The organism is Caulobacter sp. UNC358MFTsu5.1 (assembly GCF_000712075.1).
GTDB lineage: Bacteria > Pseudomonadota > Alphaproteobacteria > Caulobacterales > Caulobacteraceae > Caulobacter.
Genome location: NZ_JONW01000010.1, coordinates 265,265 through 281,816, shown reverse-complemented (window position 1 = coordinate 281,816; position 16,552 = coordinate 265,265). Strand labels below are relative to the sequence as shown.

Annotated in this window: 14 protein-coding genes; 4 read left to right on the top strand and 10 right to left on the bottom strand. The window is 69.7% G+C overall.

The window, feature by feature from the left end; translation table 11 throughout:
• Positions 1-89: 89 nt before the first annotated feature.
• The 3 genes from BR39_RS0120730 to BR39_RS0120720 all read right to left on the bottom strand — a co-directional run bounded on the left by BR39_RS0120730 (position 90) and on the right by BR39_RS0120720 (position 2,277).
• Positions 90-1,067 carry a L,D-transpeptidase family protein gene (locus BR39_RS0120730; RefSeq protein ID WP_156035852.1) on the bottom strand — a complete coding sequence of 326 codons (978 nt, stop codon included), beginning with the start codon at positions 1,065-1,067 and terminating at the stop codon, positions 90-92.
• 150 nt (positions 1,068-1,217) lie between these two features.
• Positions 1,218-1,364 (bottom strand): hypothetical protein, encoded by a 147-nt coding sequence (locus tag BR39_RS26815; protein ID WP_197026737.1) that lies wholly within the window; start codon positions 1,362-1,364, stop codon positions 1,218-1,220.
• A gap of 34 nt (positions 1,365-1,398) precedes the next feature.
• Positions 1,399-2,277: a transglutaminase family protein gene (locus BR39_RS0120720; RefSeq protein WP_029915746.1), complete on the bottom strand. Its 879-nt coding sequence runs from the start codon at positions 2,275-2,277 to the stop codon at positions 1,399-1,401.
• A gap of 92 nt (positions 2,278-2,369) precedes the next feature.
• On the opposite strand from BR39_RS0120720, the gene BR39_RS0120715 reads away from it, so the two are divergent.
• Both BR39_RS0120715 and BR39_RS0120710 read left to right on the top strand, forming a co-directional pair.
• Positions 2,370-3,590 (top strand): putative DNA modification/repair radical SAM protein, encoded by a 1,221-nt coding sequence (locus BR39_RS0120715; protein WP_029915744.1) that lies wholly within the window; start codon positions 2,370-2,372, stop codon positions 3,588-3,590.
• Positions 3,590-5,113, top strand: coding sequence for a UdgX family uracil-DNA binding protein (locus BR39_RS0120710; protein ID WP_029915742.1), 1,524 nt, complete (start codon positions 3,590-3,592; stop codon positions 5,111-5,113). The genes BR39_RS0120715 and BR39_RS0120710 overlap by 1 nt, the downstream gene beginning before the upstream one ends.
• 35 nt (positions 5,114-5,148) lie before the next feature.
• Here the strand turns inward: BR39_RS0120710 and BR39_RS0120705 are convergent, their stop codons facing one another.
• The 3 genes from BR39_RS0120705 to BR39_RS0120695 all read right to left on the bottom strand — a co-directional run bounded on the left by BR39_RS0120705 (position 5,149) and on the right by BR39_RS0120695 (position 9,544).
• Positions 5,149-6,501 carry a PepSY domain-containing protein gene (locus BR39_RS0120705; RefSeq protein WP_081916936.1) on the bottom strand — a complete coding sequence of 451 codons (1,353 nt, stop codon included), beginning with the start codon at positions 6,499-6,501 and terminating at the stop codon, positions 5,149-5,151.
• 8 nt (positions 6,502-6,509) lie between these two features.
• Positions 6,510-8,660 (bottom strand): TonB-dependent siderophore receptor, encoded by a 2,151-nt coding sequence (locus tag BR39_RS0120700; RefSeq protein WP_029915738.1) that lies wholly within the window; start codon positions 8,658-8,660, stop codon positions 6,510-6,512.
• 200 nt (positions 8,661-8,860) lie between these two features.
• Positions 8,861-9,544, bottom strand: a complete 684-nt coding sequence (locus tag BR39_RS0120695; protein ID WP_029915737.1) for a TetR/AcrR family transcriptional regulator — start codon at positions 9,542-9,544, stop codon at positions 8,861-8,863.
• A gap of 280 nt (positions 9,545-9,824) precedes the next feature.
• Here BR39_RS0120695 and BR39_RS0120690 point away from each other — a divergent pair, with 280 nt between their 5' ends.
• Positions 9,825-11,645, top strand: a complete 1,821-nt coding sequence (locus BR39_RS0120690) for a CHASE3 domain-containing protein (RefSeq protein ID WP_029915735.1) — start codon at positions 9,825-9,827, stop codon at positions 11,643-11,645.
• A 2-nt stretch (positions 11,646-11,647) separates the two neighbouring features.
• Here BR39_RS0120690 and BR39_RS0120685 read toward each other — a convergent pair whose 3' ends face one another.
• Positions 11,648-11,857: a UvrB/UvrC motif-containing protein gene (locus BR39_RS0120685; RefSeq protein ID WP_029915732.1), complete on the bottom strand. Its 210-nt coding sequence runs from the start codon at positions 11,855-11,857 to the stop codon at positions 11,648-11,650.
• Positions 11,858-11,972: 115 nt separating this feature from the next.
• On the opposite strand from BR39_RS0120685, the gene BR39_RS0120680 reads away from it, so the two are divergent.
• Positions 11,973-13,433, top strand: a complete 1,461-nt coding sequence (locus BR39_RS0120680) for an MFS transporter (RefSeq protein ID WP_029915730.1) — start codon at positions 11,973-11,975, stop codon at positions 13,431-13,433.
• Between the two features lie 138 nt (positions 13,434-13,571).
• On the opposite strand, the gene BR39_RS0120675 is transcribed toward BR39_RS0120680, so the two are convergent.
• The 3 genes from BR39_RS0120675 to BR39_RS0120665 form a co-directional block, all read right to left on the bottom strand.
• Entirely contained in the window at positions 13,572-14,630 is a 1,059-nt protein-coding gene (locus BR39_RS0120675) for a Glu/Leu/Phe/Val dehydrogenase (protein WP_029915728.1), read from the bottom strand.
• A 237-nt stretch (positions 14,631-14,867) separates the two neighbouring features.
• A complete protein-coding gene (locus BR39_RS0120670; RefSeq protein ID WP_029915726.1) occupies positions 14,868-15,899 on the bottom strand; it encodes an alpha/beta hydrolase in 1,032 nt (343 codons plus the stop codon).
• A complete protein-coding gene (locus tag BR39_RS0120665) occupies positions 15,896-16,483 on the bottom strand; it encodes a uracil-DNA glycosylase family protein (protein WP_029915725.1) in 588 nt (195 codons plus the stop codon). The genes BR39_RS0120670 and BR39_RS0120665 overlap by 4 nt, the downstream gene beginning before the upstream one ends.
• Positions 16,484-16,552 lie beyond the last annotated feature (69 nt).

Genomic DNA, 16,552 nt, shown 5'->3' with positions numbered 1-16,552 from the left:
CGGCCGGTGACATGCGCTCGCGCGTGTCCCCATCGGCACCCACGGAGCCAGGACTTGTGGGGACACGCCCGAGGGTATGTCCCCGGCCCCTAAGGCGCCTCGCTGGTCATCACGGTCATCGACTTGCCGGTCTCCTCGGGCAGCACGGGGTCCTGGGTGACCAGGATCGTCGCGCCCTGCACCAGGATCGCGCGGACGTCGGCCTCGAAGGCGGCGGGCATCACCGCCTGGGCCATGACCTTGGCGTCCAGCAGCTTGCCGTCCTCGCCCGCATGGCCGGGCACGCCGACATAGATCCAGCGGTCCTCGCCGTCCGGGGCCTTGCCGGCATAGGTCAGGACGTGGGTCTGGAAGTCGGTCACCGGCAGGGTCACGCGGGCGCGGCCGATCTCCTTGCCGTTGCGCAGCACGATGGCCCGACCGTCGGTGCGCGAGGCGATGATGGTCAGCGGCCCGGTCGGCGAGACCTCGGGCGTCCAGCGGAAGTCCTCGTCCGGCGCCAGGGGCCTATGGTCGGGCGCGTCCGGCTTGGGGCCCAGCACCCCCGCGGCCTCGGTCATGGTCGCCCCCTGCCCCGCCGTCCCGGCCACGATCACCGTGCCGCCCATCGGGGTGACGGCGAACAGCGCCTTGGCGAAGCCCATCGGCAGGTGCACGCAGCCGTGGCTCTCGGGATAGCCCGGCAGGCCGCCGGCGTGCAGCGCCACCCCGTCCCACGTCAGCCGCTGCTGATAGGGCATGGGCGCGCTGTTGTACTTGTTGGACCGGTGGTCGGCGTCCTTCTGCAGGATCGTGAACACCCCCGTCGGGGTCTCGTAGCCGTCCTTGCCGCTCGACACGGTGGAGACGCCGATGCGCACGCCGTTGCGGTAGACCGTGGCCAGCTGGCGCGACAGGTCGACATAGACGGTCACCGGCCCCTTGGGCGCGATCTGCGGGGCCCAGACCCACTGTCCGGGCTGGAGGGCATCGGCCCGGTGGGCCAGATCGACGGCCGAGGTGGCCTTGGCGCCCTGGGCGAGTGCGGCGGCGGGAAGGAAGAGGGCCAGGGCGGCGACGAGGGCCATGCCTCGAACCGAACGGGCGGGACGCGACGGGATCATCAAGCCTCTCGGAGCGACGTCGAACATGAGCCTCGGGGAAGATCGCCGAGACCGCAATTCCAAACGTCGCGAGCGGCGCGATCCGCTCAACCGGCGCTCAGCGCCGCGCCTTGGCTAGTGGGCCGGGCGCGGCTCGAACGACCGCTTCTCCGGGACCTTCAGGCACTCGGCGTCCGGCTTCTGGCCGTGCTGGGGCTTGGGCTCGGGATGCGGCAGGTGGCCGCCGCCGAGGGGAGCTTGCTGCTGGAAGGGCTTCATCATGGCCTTATCCTCCCGATTTTTCGTGTCGTTTTCATCACGCCGCCGCTTCGAGCGCGTCCAGCAGCCGCACCTCGACCTTGACGCCGAGGTGCGCCTCGCCCGGATCATCCAGGATGGTGCCCGAGATCGGCTTGGCCTCGTTCGGCGTGCGGGTATGGGCGACCAGGATCAGGTCCGGCGATTCCGCCAGGCCGTTGGTCGGATCGAACTCGGTCCAGCCCAGGCCCGGCAGGAAGACCTCGCACCAGGCGTGGGTGGCGCCGGCGCCGCGCAGGGCCGAGGCCGGGCCGCTGTAGATGTAGCCCGTGGCAAACACCGCCGCGTAACCCAGCCGCCGCAGGGCCTCGACCATCAGCCAGGCGAAGTCGCGGCAGGTGCCCTCCCCCGAGGCGATGGTCTGGGCCGGGGTCTGGGTGCCGGCCTCGGGCCGGGCCTTGTAGACGAAGCTGTCGTGGATGGTGGCGTTCATCCGCAGCAGGAAGTCGATCGCCGGTTCGTCGGGACGCTCCATCTGCTGGCGCAGCCAGCGCAGCAGCACCCGGTCGTCGTCGTCGGTGGCGGGGGTGATGAACGGGTTCAGCACCGCTCGGTCCTCGCGCGAATAGACGATCGGCGAGATGGTGTGCGGGTCGTCGATCTGCAGGCTGATCAGGGGCGCGGGATAGCGATCGATGACCAGGCGGCTGGTGATGGTGAAGCTGTCGGCCTCGCCCTGCGGCGTGAACCAGCAGACGCAATTGCCCGCCGCGTCATAGGTCCAGCGGGTCTGGCCGGGAAGAGACGTCTGGAGCGAGGCTTCGACGATCCGGATGGCGTGGCTGTCGCGCGGTCGGATCAGCAGCCGATGCGCCCCGAAGCCGACCGGCCGGGCGTAGCTGTACCGGGTCTCATGAAGGATGCTGAGCCGCGCCATAGGCTCTGCATAACCCCGCCGGCCCTGCTTCGTTCCGTCACAGGCGGGTGATCGGCATGGACGGAACAAAATAAGAACAATAGGTTGGATGGATGGCCATCCTCGATCTGAAACACAAGCTCGCCATCCTCTCCGACGCCGCCAAGTACGACGCCTCGTGCGCCTCCTCGGGCGCGGAGAAGCGCGACTCCCTGGGCGGCAAGGGGGTCGGCTCGACCGAGGGCATGGGCATCTGCCATGCCTACGCGCCGGACGGCCGTTGCATCAGCCTGCTGAAGATCCTGCTGACCAACTTCTGCATCTACGACTGCGCCTATTGCGTGAACCGCGTGTCGTCCAACGTCCAGCGGGCCCGGTTCAGCGTGAGGGAGGTCGTCGACCTGACGCTGAACTTCTACAAGCGCAACTATATCGAAGGCCTGTTCCTGTCGTCGGGCGTGATCCGCACCGGCGACTACACGATGGAGGAGATGGTCCGGGTGGCCCGGAGCCTGCGGCTGGACCACGACTTCCGCGGCTACATCCATCTGAAGCTGATCCCCGAGGCCTCGCCTGAACTGGCCGCCGAGGCCGGGCTCTACGCCGACCGGGTGTCGATCAATGTCGAACTGCCGGCCGACGAGAGCCTGGCGGTGCTGGCGCCGGAGAAGGACGCGGCAGGGATCAAGAGGGCCATGGGCCGGATGCGCCTGCGGATCGAGGACCACGCCGAGCCGGCGCGGAAGACCGGCCGCCGCAAGTTCGCCACCGGCCAGTCGACCCAGTTGATCGTGGGCGCCGACGCGGCCAAGGACGGCGACATCCTGGCCCGCAGCGCGGCGCTGTACGGCTCCTACCAGCTCAAGCGGGTCTACTACTCGGCCTTCAGCCCCATTCCCGACGGCAGCGCCCGCCTGCCCTTGAGCCGCCCGCCCCTGGTGCGCGAACATCGCCTCTACCAGGCCGACTGGCTGATGCGGTTCTACGGCTTCGGCCAGGGCGAGATCGTCGCGCCGGGCCAGGACCTGGACCTGGCCGTCGATCCCAAGACCGCCTGGGCCCTGCGCCATCGGGGCGATTTCCCCGTCGACGTCAACACCGCCGACCGCGAGACCTTGCTGCGCACGCCGGGACTGGGCGCGCGGGGCGTCGACCGCATCCTGCAGGCCCGGACCCAGACCCGCCTGACCCTGGACGACGTCAAGCGCGTCTGCGGTTCGGTCAAGCGCGCCAAGCCGTTCATCGTCACCGCCGACTGGACGCCGGGCGCGGCCGTCGACAGCGACGACCTGCGCGCCTCGCTGGTCGCGCCGCAGCAGCTGAGCCTGTTCTGATGCGGGTGGCGCGACTGGAGTCCGAGATCGACTTCAACGGCTGGCGCCTCGCCGCCCGGGCGCTGCGGGCGGAGGGCGTGGCGCCGGAGGCGGTGGTCTGGACGGTGCAGCGGGAGCTGTTCGGAGAGGACCTCTTCCCTCCCCCTTGTGGGGGGGGGGGATCAGCGAAGCTGGTGGGTGGGGTCTCGCCGTCGCAAGACTCATCAAACCCCACCCGACCCCTTCGGGGCCACCCTCCCCACGAGGGGGAGGGAAAGAGTTTTAGTGTCCCCAAGGCCTTCGTCGACCTGGCCGAGACCGTGATCCTGCATCGCTCGCCCGAGCGTCTCGCCCTGCTGTACCGCATCCTCCACCGCCTCGAACGCCAGCCCCGCCTGCTCGACAACCCCGCCGACGCCGACGTCGCCAAGGCGCGCGACATGGCCAAGGGCGTGGGCCGGGCGATCCACAAGATGCACGCCTTCGTCCGCTTCCGCCTGGTGGAGGACGTGACACCGGAAACTTACGTGGCCTGGTTCGAGCCGGCCCACCGCGTCACCGAAGCCGCCGCCCCGTTCTTCGCGCGGCGGTTCGCCAACATGAACTGGTCGATCCTGACGCCCGACGCCTGCGTCCACTGGGACGGAAGCCTCCTGACGATGTCGCCCGGCGCCGATCCCGCCGACGCGCCCTCGCAGGACGCCCAGGAGGAGATGTGGCGCACCTACTACGCCTCGATCTTCAATCCGGCCCGGCTAAACCCGGCGATGATGAAACAGGAGATGCCCAAGCGCTATTGGCGGAACCTGCCCGAGGCGGCGCTCATTCCGGAGTTGATCGAGAAAGCCCAGAGCCGGACCGAAACCATGGTCGCCGCCCAGCCCACCAAGCCGTCGGACCGCGTCCTCAAGGCCGCGCTGAAGCACGCCCGTGACGGGTCGTTCGGCGAGAGCAACCTGGTCAATCTCGAGGAGGTGGCGGCCGGGATCCAGGTCTGCCGCCGCTGCGACCTCTGGCGCGACGCCACCCAGGGGGTGCCGGGGCTAGGTCCGGCCAAAGCGGCGCTCATGATTGTCGGCGAGCAGCCCGGCGACCAGGAGGACCTGCGGGGCGTGCCCTTCGTCGGCCCGGCCGGTCAGCTCCTGGACCGCGCGATGGCCGAGGCCGGCGTGGATCGCGGCCGGGTGTTCGTCACCAACGCGGTCAAGCACTTCAAGCACGAGCCGCGCGGCAAGCGCCGCCTGCACAAGACCCCGGACCGGGGCGAGGTCCAGGCCTGCCGCTGGTGGCTGGACGCCGAGCGGCGGCTGGTGCGGCCCAAGGTGATCCTGGCCCTGGGCGCGACGGCGGTGCAGGCGGTGTTCGGCAAGGCCCTGCCCATCGGCAAGACACGGGGCCAGCGCCAGGTCCTGGACGGCGACGCCCAGGGTCTCGTCAGCTGGCACCCGTCCTTCATGCTGCGGATACCGGACCCGGAGGCGAAGGACCGCGCCTATGCGGAGCTGGTCGCGGACCTGCGCCTGGCATGGAAGCTGGCGGGCTAAGCCGGGGGACATGCACTTGTGCGTGTCCCCGGCCGTTAGCCGCCCCTCGCCAGCTTCGCCCGACGCCCTGCCCGCGCCTTGCGCTTCTTCAGCCAGATCACCACCCCGGTCACGCTGAGCGCCGCCACCACGACGCCGGTCAGCGAGATCAGGATGCGCCCGGGAATCCCCAGGATCCGGCCCGAGTGCAGCGGGAACTGGGCCTGGACGAAGATGTCGGCCGCCGTCCCCTTCCAGGGTTGGGAGTCGCCCAGCAAGGCTCCGGTCCTGCCGTCGTAATAGAGGTAGGGCGGTCCCACCCCGGCCGCGCCGTGGTCGCCGCCCGGCTCGTGGAAGGCCACCCCGTAGATGCCGTATTCGGGCGAATAGAAGGCCCCGCCGGCCGGGGCTTCCCAGCCCCGCTTGGTCGCCTCGGCCCGCGCGCCGGCCAGCACCTGGGCGTAGGTGCGGGTGGCGACGATCGGCGAGTGGTGGTCGGCCGGCGTGCGCAGGTCGAAGGGGCTGGGCGTCACCTTCGAGACCTTCGACATCACCGGATAGAACACCTCGGTGTAGAGGTTCAGCGAGAAGGCCGTGAAGGCCACGGTGAACAGCACGCCCCACAGCCACAGGCCGAAGGCCCGGTGGATGTCGAAATTGATCCGGTAGGCGCTGGCCGAGGTCTTGATCACCCAGGCCGGCTTCCAGCGCGCCCAGAAGCCGCGCCCTGGCCTGGCCGCGCTCTTCTGGCGCGGCGGCAGGGTCAGGTAGAAGCCGACGAAGCAGTCCAGCGTCCACAGGATCGCCACCCCGCCCAGCAGCCAGATCCCCCAGCGGTCGATCCCCCACATCTCGGGAATGTGCAGGCTGTAGTGCAGCACGTAGAGGAACGAGACGAAGGTCTCGCTGGTGATCGGCCAGACCGCGCCCCACTCGCGCCGCCCCTGTTCGGCGCCGGTCGCCGGGTCGATGAACACCTGGTTGTAGTGCGGCTCGAACAGCTTGCCGGTGGCGGGATCGCGTTTGGGCTCGACCCCGAAGGCCAGCGTGCCGCCGGGCTCGGGCGCCAGGGGCAGGTAGGTCACCTGCACGCGCGGGTCGCGGGCCTCGATCTGGCGCGCCAGGTCCAGCGGCGCCAGGGGCGGGCCGTCCTTGCCCCCTCCCTTGCTGGATTGGGCGAACATCAGGTGCGGATTGAGCACGTCGTCCAGCTCGTGGTCCCACGAGATGACCGCGCCGGTCACGCCCGAGACGAACAGGAACCCGGCGATGAACAGCCCGACCCAGCGATGGAGGAACGTCAGGGCCGGCCGCAGCCCCGGCGGCGCGAACCGCATCGCGCCCGACCGCGCGGGCGCGGCCCCGGCGTCGGGCGCGGCGGAGGCCAGGTCCTGGGTTCGCGCGTCCATGCCCGCCCCTAGAACCTGTAGGCCAGGCGCACATAGGCCGCGCGCGGCGCGGCGTAGAACGACTGGTTCCACAGCAGGCTGGTCAGGTAGGTCTTGTCGAACACGTTGTTGACGTTGACCGAGGCGCGGACCTTGTCGGTCAGGTCGACCGCGGCGCTCAGGTCGACGACCGTGTAGGCCTTCTGGACGATCTCCACACTGGTGTCGCTGGCCGCCACGTAGTCGACCATCGAGACGTCGTCCTGCCAGCGCAGCTGGGCGCCCAGGGTCAGGTTGCGGACCTCCGGGAAGCTGTAGGTGGTGGCCAGCTTCAAGGTCTTGCGCGGCAGGAAGGTGCGGGTCGCCGCGCCGGCGTCGTCCTTGATCGACAGCTGGGTCCAGCCGCCGCTGATCGTCCATTGTTCGGTGAGCGCGCCGGCGATCTCCAGCTCGTAGCCCTTCGCGGTCGTGTCGACGCCGCTGTAGTAGTCGCCGTGGCCGTCCGCCTCGTTGTCGTCGTTCTCGCCGTCGTTGAACGTACCGGCGTACGAGGCCAGCCCGGCCTGCTTGGAGCGGAACACCGCGGCGGCGGCGTAGAGCTTGCCGCCGAACCATTCGCTCTTGAGCCCGCCCTCGTAGCTCGACCCCTTGGCCGGATCGAGCTTGTGGTTGGTGATGTCGACTTCCGACTGCGGATTGAAGATGTCGGTGTAGCTGCCGTACAGCGAGACGTTGGCCGTGAGGTCGAAGACCAGGCCCGCATAGGGGCTGACCTTCGAGGCCGAGCGCGCCTGGTCGGTTCCGTAGGAATCGCCGGACGACTTCAGGTCGATGGCGTTGAAGCCGACCACGCCCTTCAGGCGATCGCTGAAGTTCAGGTGCGCCGCGCCATAGAAGCGGTTCAGGCGGTCCCGGGTGTCGGCGGCCAGATAGGCGCCGGGATAGGTCGGTTCGGTCGGCTGCTGGCCGCCCCAGTCCTGCAGTGCGGGATAGTCGACATAGGTGTCGGAGAAGTCCTCCCACTCCACGCCGTGCTGCTTGGCGGTGCTGGCGCCGAACACCAGGTCGTGTTGGCGGCCGAACAGCTCGACGGGGCCGGTGACCTCGATTTGCCAGAGGTCCTGCTTGTAGGTGGAGGGATAGCGGCCGGCCATGCCCTGCACGCCCAGGCCGGTGACCGGATCGGGGTTGCCGAAGGCGTAGAGCAGCTTGGCGTTCTCCTCGAAGGTCTTATGGCTGTAGGTCCCCTTGGCGGTCCAGCCCGCGCCGATCTGGTAGGTCAACTCGGCGAAGGCGTTCTCGTCCTTGGTGTCCCAATAGGTCCAGTCCGCCGAGGTGCTGGCCGAGCGCGGATAGTCGATCCGCGTGCCGTCCGAATATTCCAGCGGCAGGGCGCCCCAGAGCACGCCGCTGGACAGGTTGTCCTGACGCGAATAGCCGACCGTGGCGTTGAGCTTCGGCGTCACGTCCCACGACAGCACGCCGTAATAGACGTTCCGGTTGACCTTGTTGTAGTCGAGGTAGCTGTCCTTATCCTCGTTGGCGTAGACGAGGCGGCCGGTGACCGTGCCCGAGGCGTTGAGCGGACCCGAGGCGTCGGCCTCCAGCCGCATGTCGTTCCACGAACCGTACGAGGCCGAGGCCTGGGCCTGAAAATCCTGGGTGGGCCGCTTGCGCACGTAGTTGACCGTCGCCGACGGATTGCCCGTCCCGGTCAGCATGCCGTTGGCGCCGCGCACCACCTCGACCCGGTCGAAGATGGCGGTGTCCAGGTCGCCGAACTGGATGCCCCAGATCATCGGCAGGCCCACGCCGTCGACCTGGAAGTTGGTGATGTCGAAGCCGCGCGAGTTGTAATAGGTGCGGTCGGTCTCGACCCGCTCGACGTTCACGCCCACCACGTTGGCCAGCAGGCGGTTGACGTCGTTGAGGGCGAAGGTCTCGATCTGCTGGCGGCCGATCACGGTCACCGACTGCGGCGTCTCGCGCAGGCTCAAGTCCAGGCCCGCCACCGCCGAGGTGCGGGCGCGCGCCCCGGTCACCACCACCCCGTCCACCTGGTTCTCGGCCGCATTGGCGTCGACGGCGGCGGGCGCGTCCTCGGCATGGGCGACGGTCGCCGTCGATACGGTCGCGACGGCGGCGCCGGCCAGCAGGAAGGCGCGCAGGGAGGAGATCATGGGTGGGGCTCGTTTGCGATCAAGAATGAGTCGCAAATGCAATAAGGGGTAGCGCCCTCCCCTGTCAAACCGAGCGCGGCCTGGCCCCTCAATTGTCGGATAAACGGCAGCGGTGTGGCGCGACCACCACGGGCAAACGCCCAAGAAAAAGGCCGCGCCCTTTGCGGAACGCGGCCGATCTCGATGGCGTGGACCTGTTGCTAGGCCGAGAAGCCCGCCTCGGCGAAGTTCAGCATCCGCCCCAGCAGCGCCTCGACGTCGGCCTCGCTGGTCGTGCCTTCCGACAGGACGTTCAGGCGGTCGAACTCGGCGAAGCGGTTGTTGTGCAGCATGCCCAGGGTGAAGTGCAGCCGCCAGTAGATCTCCTCGGCCGGCAGGTCCGGACGGGCCTTGAGCAGGGCGTCGGAGAAGCGGCGCAGGTGGGTGACGTCGGTCTGCAGCACCTTGCGGATCTCGTCGGTGCCCTCGCTGCGGGCCCGGATCAGGAACTGCAGCGAGATGCGGCGCTCGTGGTCGGGGGCCAGCCACTTCAGCGGCGGGGTCAGCAGGGCGGCCAGGATCTCGCGCACGGGCGGATTGCCCGCGTGGCGATCGATCGCCTCGTGCAGCTTCTTGGCCCGCTCGCGGTTCAGCTCCACCGTGCGCCGGCGGAAGATTTCGTACAGCAGGGCGTCCTTGGAGCCGAAGTGATAGTTCACCGAGGCCAGGTTGACGCCCGCCGCGGCGGTGATGTCGCGCACCGAGACGTTCTGGAAGCCGTGCAGCGCGAACAGACGTTCGGCGGCGACGAACACCAGGTTCTTGGTGACGGCTTCGTTGTCGACGCCCTCGACGTCGGTTTCAGGCGCGGTGGTGACGGTCGCGCCGTCGCTCTTCGGACTCACTACGGTATCCCCTTTACCTGCGGGGAAGTCTTACGGCCGTTCGAAATTGGCGCAAGCGTCAAGATGGAACGCGGACGGAGGAATTCTGAAAGCGGCGCCAGCGAGGCGCCCCCATGGCGCTGGGCGCCGCCGTTTCGGCGGCCACGGCGCATCGCCCCGTTTGTCGCCCTCCTCGATTCCACGTATCAAACCTGGGTTCGAAGGGGACGGGACACCCATCGGGGAGTAGTCGAGTTTGGCGCGTGATCTGTCGAGCGACGCCCAGCCCCACGGACGGGGCGTGCGTCTGAGCCTCGTCGTGGGCTTCCTGCTGCTGGTCTGCGCCGCGGTCGCGGCCATGGTCGTCGCCATCAGCGGGGCGGCGGCCGAGCGCTGGGCGTCGCACTCCGTGGAGGTGCGCCGGGTCCAGACGGTGACCTTCAGCGCCTTGCAGGACGCCGAGACCGCCCAGCGCGGCTACCTGCTGACCCACGATCCCGCCTACCTGCAGCCCTACAACCAGACCCACGACCGGCTTCCGGCCCTGAAGGCCCAACTGCGCGCCCTGGTGGCCGACAATCCGGCGCAGCGCCGGCGCGTCGCCGACCTGATCCAGGCCATCGACACCAAGATGGCCGAGCTAGACCTCACCGTGGCCATGGCCCGCGACGGCCGCGCCGACGCCGCCATCGCCCGTCTCAAGACCAATCTGGGCAAGGCCCAGATGGACCGCGTCCGCGCGCTCAGCCAGGACTTCGAGACCTACGAGGCGAACCTGCTGGTCCAGCGCCAGGCGGCCGTCGCCGACCAGCGGTCGCTGCTGATCGGGGTGATCGTCCTGGCCCTGGTCGCCGCCGCGGTGCTGGCCTATGCGGTCACCCGCGAGACCCGCGACCACGCCCGCGAACTGAGCGGCCACAACCTAGCCCTCAAGACCGAGATCGCCCAGCGCGAACGAGCCGAGGCCCAGCTGCGCCAGGCCCAGAAGATGGAGGCGCTGGGTCAGCTGACCGGCGGCGTCGCCCACGACTTCAACAACATGCTGGCGATCATCGTCGGCAATCTGGACATGCTGATCCGCCGGTTGTCGGGGCAGGAGAAGCTGCTGAGCCTGGCCGAGAACGCCCTGTCGGGCGCCAACCGCGCGGCCGCCCTGACCAAGGGCCTGCTGGCCTTCTCGCGCCAGCAGCCGCTGGATCCCAAGCCCACCGACGTCAACAAGTGCGTGGCCGACATGTCGGAACTGCTGCGCCGGGCCCTGGGCGAGCACATCGCCGTCGAGACCGTGCTGGCCGGCGGCCTGTGGCGCGCCTTCGTCGATCCGCCGCAGCTGGAAAGCGCCATCCTGAACCTGGCGGTCAACGCCCGCGACGCCATGAGCGAGGCCAACCTCGGCGGCGGCCGCCTGACGATCGAGACCTCGAACGCCTTCCTCGACAAGGCCTATGCCGACGCCCACGACGAAGTCGAGGCCGGCCAGTTCGTGCTGGTGGCGATCACCGACACCGGCGGCGGCATGACGCCTGAGGTGATGGAGCGCGCCTTCGACCCGTTCTTCACCACCAAGCGCCTGGGCGAAGGCACCGGCCTGGGCCTGTCCCAGGTGCACGGCTTCCTCAAGCAGTCGCGCGGCCACATCAAGCTCTACAGCGAGCTAGGCGTGGGCACGACGGTCAAGCTGTACCTGCCGCGCGACACCCAGGGCCTGCCGCTTGACGAGCCGGTGGTCCCCGCCCCGGTCGTGGCCCGCGGCGAGGCCTTCACCGTGCTGGTCGCCGAGGACGATCCGGGCGTGCGCAGCTTCACCGTCAGCGCCGCCCGCGAGCTGGGCTACAAGGTCATCGAGGCCGACGGTGCGGCGGTGGCGCTGGAGCGCCTGGCCCAGCGTCCGGAGATCAACCTGCTGCTGACCGACGTGGTCATGCCCGGCTCCAACGGCCGCCAGCTGGTGGAGGCCACCCTGGCCCTGCGGCCGGACCTGAAGGTGGTCTACATGACCGGCTACACCCGCAACGCCATCGTCCACAACGGCACGCTGGACGCGGGCACCCGCCTGCTGACCAAGCCGTTCACGCTGGAGCAACTGGACCGGGAACTGCGCGACGCCCTCTCCGGGCAGTAGGCCTATTGCAGGCGGAAGCCGGCCTTGCCCGTCTCGCGGTTCTTGAAATAGGCGGCCTGGGGGCCGTTCGCGCCGGGCTGTTCCAGGACCCGCTGGTCGCGGCGAATCTGGTCGATCTGGCCGCGCAGCAGGGCGGCCGTTTCGAAGTCCTCGGCGGCGACGGCCTGGGCCATCTCCTCCTCCAGTTCCGACAGATGGGTTTCCTGGGTCATCGCGGGCTCCCGGCGTGTGCACGGAAGATAACGCGCGAAATGTCGGATCGGTCGGCCATCCCACTTTGGATCGGGCGACTTGAGATCGCGCCCCGGCAGGCGTAAGCCGCCCGTCGTGTCGACCGATCCGCTTTCCCCTTCCCCGGACAACTCGGTTCTCGGAACCCGGCTGATCTCGCTGGCCGTGGCCAGCGCCCTGCTGATGGAGTTCATCGACTCCACCGCCCTGTCGACCGCCCTGCCCACCCTGGCCCGGGCCTTCAGCGTCGATCCCATCCACCTGAAGCTGGCCCTGACCTCCTACATCCTGGCCCTGGCGGTGTTCACCCCGGCCAGCGGCTGGGCGGCGGAACGGTTCGGCGCCCGGCGGGTGTTCATGACGGCCATGGTCGTGTTCCTGGCCGGCTCGGCCCTGTGCGGCCTGTCGCGGAACCTGGAGGCGCTGGTGGCCTCGCGCATCCTGCAGGGGATCGGCGGGGCGATGATGACGCCGGTGGCGCGGCTGATCGTCGTGGGCTCCACGCCCAAGGACAAGCTGATCCGGGCCATGGGCTGGTTCACCATGCCCGCCCTGATCGGTCCGCTGATCGGCCCGCCCCTGGCCGGCCTGGTCCTGGCCGTCGCCGACTGGCCGTGGATCTTCTACCTGAACCTGCCGATCGGCCTGCTGGGCATGACGGCGGTGATGCGCTTCGTCCCCAAGAGCCAGCCCCAGGAGATGGGCCGGTTCGACACCCTGGGCTTCCTGCTGTCGGCCGTGGCGATCAGCGGCCTGGTCGTGGTGGCCGAGACGGCGGGCCTGTCGCTGCTGCCGCCGTGGGGCCAGGCGACCGTGCTGTCGATCGCCCTGGCGTCCGGCTGGCTCTATCTGCGCAAGTCCAAGATCACGCCCCGGCCGATCCTGGACCTGGGCCTGCTCAAGTACCGCACCTATCGCGCCAGCCTGCTGGGCGGGTCGTTCGTGCGGCTGGGCATCGGGGCCAGCCCCTTCCTGCTGCCGCTGCTGCTGCAGGTGGCCCTGGGCTGGAGCCCGCTGAAGGCCAGCGCCGTGACCCTGGGCACCGGGGTCGGCACCCTGATCGCCCGGCCCTTCGCGGCGGCGGGGCTGAAGCGCTTCGGCTTCCGCACCTCGCTGGCGGTGTTCGTGGTGGCCACGGCGATCCTGACGGCCATGCCGGGCTTCTTCACGCCGGCCACGCCCATGGTCGTGATGACCGCCACCCTGTTCCTGGCCGGCTTCGCGCGGTCCAACCAGTTCATCGCCGCCAACACCATCGCCTACGCCGACGTGCCCCAGCCCCGGGTGGCCGCCGCCTCGACCCTGGCGGCTGTGACCCAGCAGGTCGGCCTGGCCCTGGGGGTCAGCTTCGGCGGCCTGATGCTGCACCTGGCGCGCGGCCACGGCGCCCACCTGACGCCGGACCGCTTCACCTGGCCGTTCGTGGCCATCGGCCTGGTGACCCTGGCGGCCCTGCCGGTCTACCTGCGGCTGGACCGCGACGCGGGGGCGGAGATTTCGGGAAGGGTGCGCGTAGACGCCCTCTCCCAGAGGGAGAGGGAGGGACCCGCCGCCTAGCGGTGGGAGGGTGAGGGGTTAGGAACGGCTGACGGCGTGCCGGCAGGGCGCTCGTGAGAAATCGGTGAGGGTGTAACCCCTCACCCTCCCACGCTCTTCGAGCGCGGGCCCTGCCCTCTCCCTCTGGGAGAGGGTTTCTTATTTCGCCGCCGCGATGCGCGCGCGAGCGATCTCGTCGGCGACCAGGTTGGCCGGGCGCTTGTCGACCAGCGAGTGGTCCAGCACCTCGCCCAGGGTCTGGGCCAGGCGGTCCAGCTTGGCGGCCACCCACGCGGGATCGAAGGCCGTCCCAGCCTCCAGGGCGCGGATCTCGCCGGCCACGTTGATGATGCCGCCGCCGTTGATCACGTAGTCGGGGGCGTAGAGGATGCCGCGGTCATAGACCGCCTGGCCGATCGTCTTGTCGGCCAGCTGGTTGTTGGCCCCGCCGGCGATCACCTTGACCTTCAGGCGCGGCAGGGTGGTGGCCGAGATCGCGCCGCCCAGGGCGCACGGGGCGAAGACGTCGGCGTCGACGTCGAAGATGGCGTCGGTCGAGACGATCCTGGCGCCGGTCTTGGCCGCCACCTCGTCCAGGGCCTTCTGGTTGACGTCGGCGATGATCAGCCGGGCGCCGGCGGCGTGCAGCTTCTCGGCCAGATAGGCGCCGACATGGCCGACGCCCTGGATGGCGACGGTGACGCCGTTCAGGTCGCGGTTCAGGGCCCGCTGGACGCACAGGCGCACGCCCCGGAACACGCCTTCGGCGGTGACCGGCGACGGGTCGCCCGAAGCGGCCGCATGGCCTTCCAGACCGGCGACGTATTGGGTGGTGCGGCGGGTGGCGACCAGGTCGGCGGGCGAGACGCCGACGTCCTCGGCGGTCCAGTACTTGCCGGCCAGGCTGTCGACGGCGCGGCCGAAGGCCTCGAACAGCTCCGGCGTCTTCTGGCTGCGGGCGTCGCCGATGATCACGGCCTTGCCGCCGCCGAACTCGAGGTCGGCCATGGCGTTCTTGTACGACATGCCTTTCGACAGCCGCAGGGCGTCGGTCACGGCGGCGTCGGCGCTGGAATAGTCCCACATGCGGCAACCACCGGCGGCCGGGCCGCGCGCGGTGGAATGGAGGGCGATGATCGACTTCAGGCCGGTTTTTTCGTCAAAGAACGCGTGTACGCCTTCGTGTCCCTCGAAATCCGGGGAATCGAACAAAGTCATGCCGTGAGTCCTGCCCTAGGTCAGAAAGTTTGCGCGCGGGTGTACGCTGGCCAGGTGGTGTGAACAAGCCCTTGGCCACATGGCTTATCGCCACATCCTCCAACATCCGCTCATCCCGGCGAACGCCGGGACCCAGATGGAATGGCGGTGTGGCTGACGCCAAGAGCGCCGAGCCCTTCCAATCCGCCACCCGGCTTTAGGATCTGGGTCCCGGCATTCGCCGGGATGAGCGGAGCTTTATTGCTTGGAAAGCTGACTGCGCACCACGTTCGGCGCGGTCGGCGCGCCCGGGATCGGCGGGGCGCCGGACGGCAGGTCGGCCAGCGGGTCCTTCAGGAACGCCGCCGCGTCGGTCCACACCACCTGGGCCTGCTTGTCGACCAGCAGCAGGTGCCAGCCGTCGGCGTAGAAGGCCGAGCGGTCGTCGGGCTTGAGCCGCCGGGCCGCCTCCATGGTCGGCTCCTTGGGGATGATGTGGTCGTTGGCCCCGTAGAAATAGGCCACCGGCACCTGGACCTTGCCCAGCGAGGCCCAGGCCTTCTCCATCAGCCCGACCAGGCCGTAGAGCGTGTCGGACCGCGCGCCCCAGATCATCAACGGATCGCGGCCCATGCGCCGCAGCTCCTCGATGTTGTCGGTCGGCTGGACGTTCCTGACCAGCCACTCGGGCGGCTTGACCACCCAGCTGCGCGTGGTGTGGGCGGTGATCCAAAGGCTGGTCTTGTAGGGCAGAGGCTGGTTCGACCAGCCCCAGACGGCCGGGGCGAACAGCAGGAGGCGGTCGACGGCCGGCGGCCGCTCGGACGCCATGGCGACGATGGCCAGGGCCCCGCCCATGCTCTCGCCGGCCAGGGCCACCTTGGCCTCGGGATGGGCCTCGCGGACCAGGGCGACGGCGGTGCGGATGTCCTCGACCACCAGCTCCGGCGGCGCCCAGACCCCCCGGTCGGGCGAGCGGCCGAAGCCCCGGATGTCGAGGGCGTAGGTGGCGATCCCCTGCCGGGCCCAGAACGGCCCCGCCAGGTGGAAGGCGTTGGAATAGTCGTTCATGCCGTGCAGGGCGACGATCACCTGGGTGATGGGCGTCCCTTCGGGCGGCAGCCACTTCGTCAGGCCCAGTTTCTTGCCGTCGAAGCTGAACAGGCCGTCGTCGTCCAGGCGCGGACCGCGATAGCCCAGCTGCCCCGGTCCCGGACGCTGGGTCACCGGGGTGCAGGCGGCCAGGCCGGCCGTGCAGGCGGCCCCGAGGAGGAGAATCCGACGGTTCATGACGCCAGGATGCCCGCCACTCGGCGGCGAAGATAGGGCGCGACCTCGGCGTCGAACCACGGGTTGCGCTTGAGCCAGGCGGTGTTGCGCCAGGACGGGTGCGGCAGCGGCAGGACCCCTTGGTCGATGTAGTCGCGCCAGGCGGCGACGGTGTCGGTCATGCTTCCCTTCATCCTGGAGTCCAACGCCCAGGCTTGGGCATGGCTCCCGACCAGCAGGGTCAGCTCGACGTTCGGCAGGGCCGCCAGCAGCGGCTTGCGCCACAGGGCGGCGCAGCGGGCCGGCGGCGGATAGTCGCCGCCCTTGGGATTGCTGCCCGGGAAGCAGAAAGCCATGGCCGCCACCCCGATCTCCTCGCGGCCGTAGAAGGTCTCGCGATCGACGCCCATCCAATCGCGCAGGCGCTTTCCCGACGGATCGTTGAACGGCAGGCCGGTCTCGTGCACCAGCCGCCCCGGCGCCTGGCCGCAGATCAGCAGGCGCGTGCCCTCCCCCACCCGCACCACCGGTCGGGGCGTGTGCGGCAGGTACGGCGCGCAGGCGCGGCAGGCGGCGATGTCGGCGAGGATGGCGTCCAGCGGCATGCCGCTGACTTAGGCCCTGCGCCCCGGATGGCAAGCGGGGCGCGGCGTCGCGGATCGGGAAATCGCAGG

Bases quoted from the DNA above. Each gene is read 5' to 3' on its own strand.
- BR39_RS0120730 (WP_156035852.1), bottom strand. From the start codon at position 1,067: ATGGCCCTCGTCGCCGCCCTGGCCCTCTTCCTTCCCGCCGCCGCACTC.
- BR39_RS26815 (WP_197026737.1), bottom strand. From the start codon at position 1,364: ATGATGAAGCCCTTCCAGCAGCAAGCTCCCCTCGGCGGCGGCCACCTG.
- BR39_RS0120720 (WP_029915746.1), bottom strand. From the start codon at position 2,277: ATGGCGCGGCTCAGCATCCTTCATGAGACCCGGTACAGCTACGCCCGG.
- BR39_RS0120715 (WP_029915744.1), top strand. From the start codon at position 2,370: ATGGCCATCCTCGATCTGAAACACAAGCTCGCCATCCTCTCCGACGCC.
- BR39_RS0120710 (WP_029915742.1), top strand. From the start codon at position 3,590: ATGCGGGTGGCGCGACTGGAGTCCGAGATCGACTTCAACGGCTGGCGC.
- BR39_RS0120705 (WP_081916936.1), bottom strand. From the start codon at position 6,501: ATGGACGCGCGAACCCAGGACCTGGCCTCCGCCGCGCCCGACGCCGGG.
- BR39_RS0120700 (WP_029915738.1), bottom strand. From the start codon at position 8,660: ATGATCTCCTCCCTGCGCGCCTTCCTGCTGGCCGGCGCCGCCGTCGCG.
- BR39_RS0120685 (WP_029915732.1), bottom strand. From the start codon at position 11,857: ATGACCCAGGAAACCCATCTGTCGGAACTGGAGGAGGAGATGGCCCAG.
- BR39_RS0120675 (WP_029915728.1), bottom strand. From the start codon at position 14,630: ATGACTTTGTTCGATTCCCCGGATTTCGAGGGACACGAAGGCGTACAC.
- BR39_RS0120670 (WP_029915726.1), bottom strand. From the start codon at position 15,899: ATGAACCGTCGGATTCTCCTCCTCGGGGCCGCCTGCACGGCCGGCCTG.
- BR39_RS0120665 (WP_029915725.1), bottom strand. From the start codon at position 16,483: ATGCCGCTGGACGCCATCCTCGCCGACATCGCCGCCTGCCGCGCCTGC.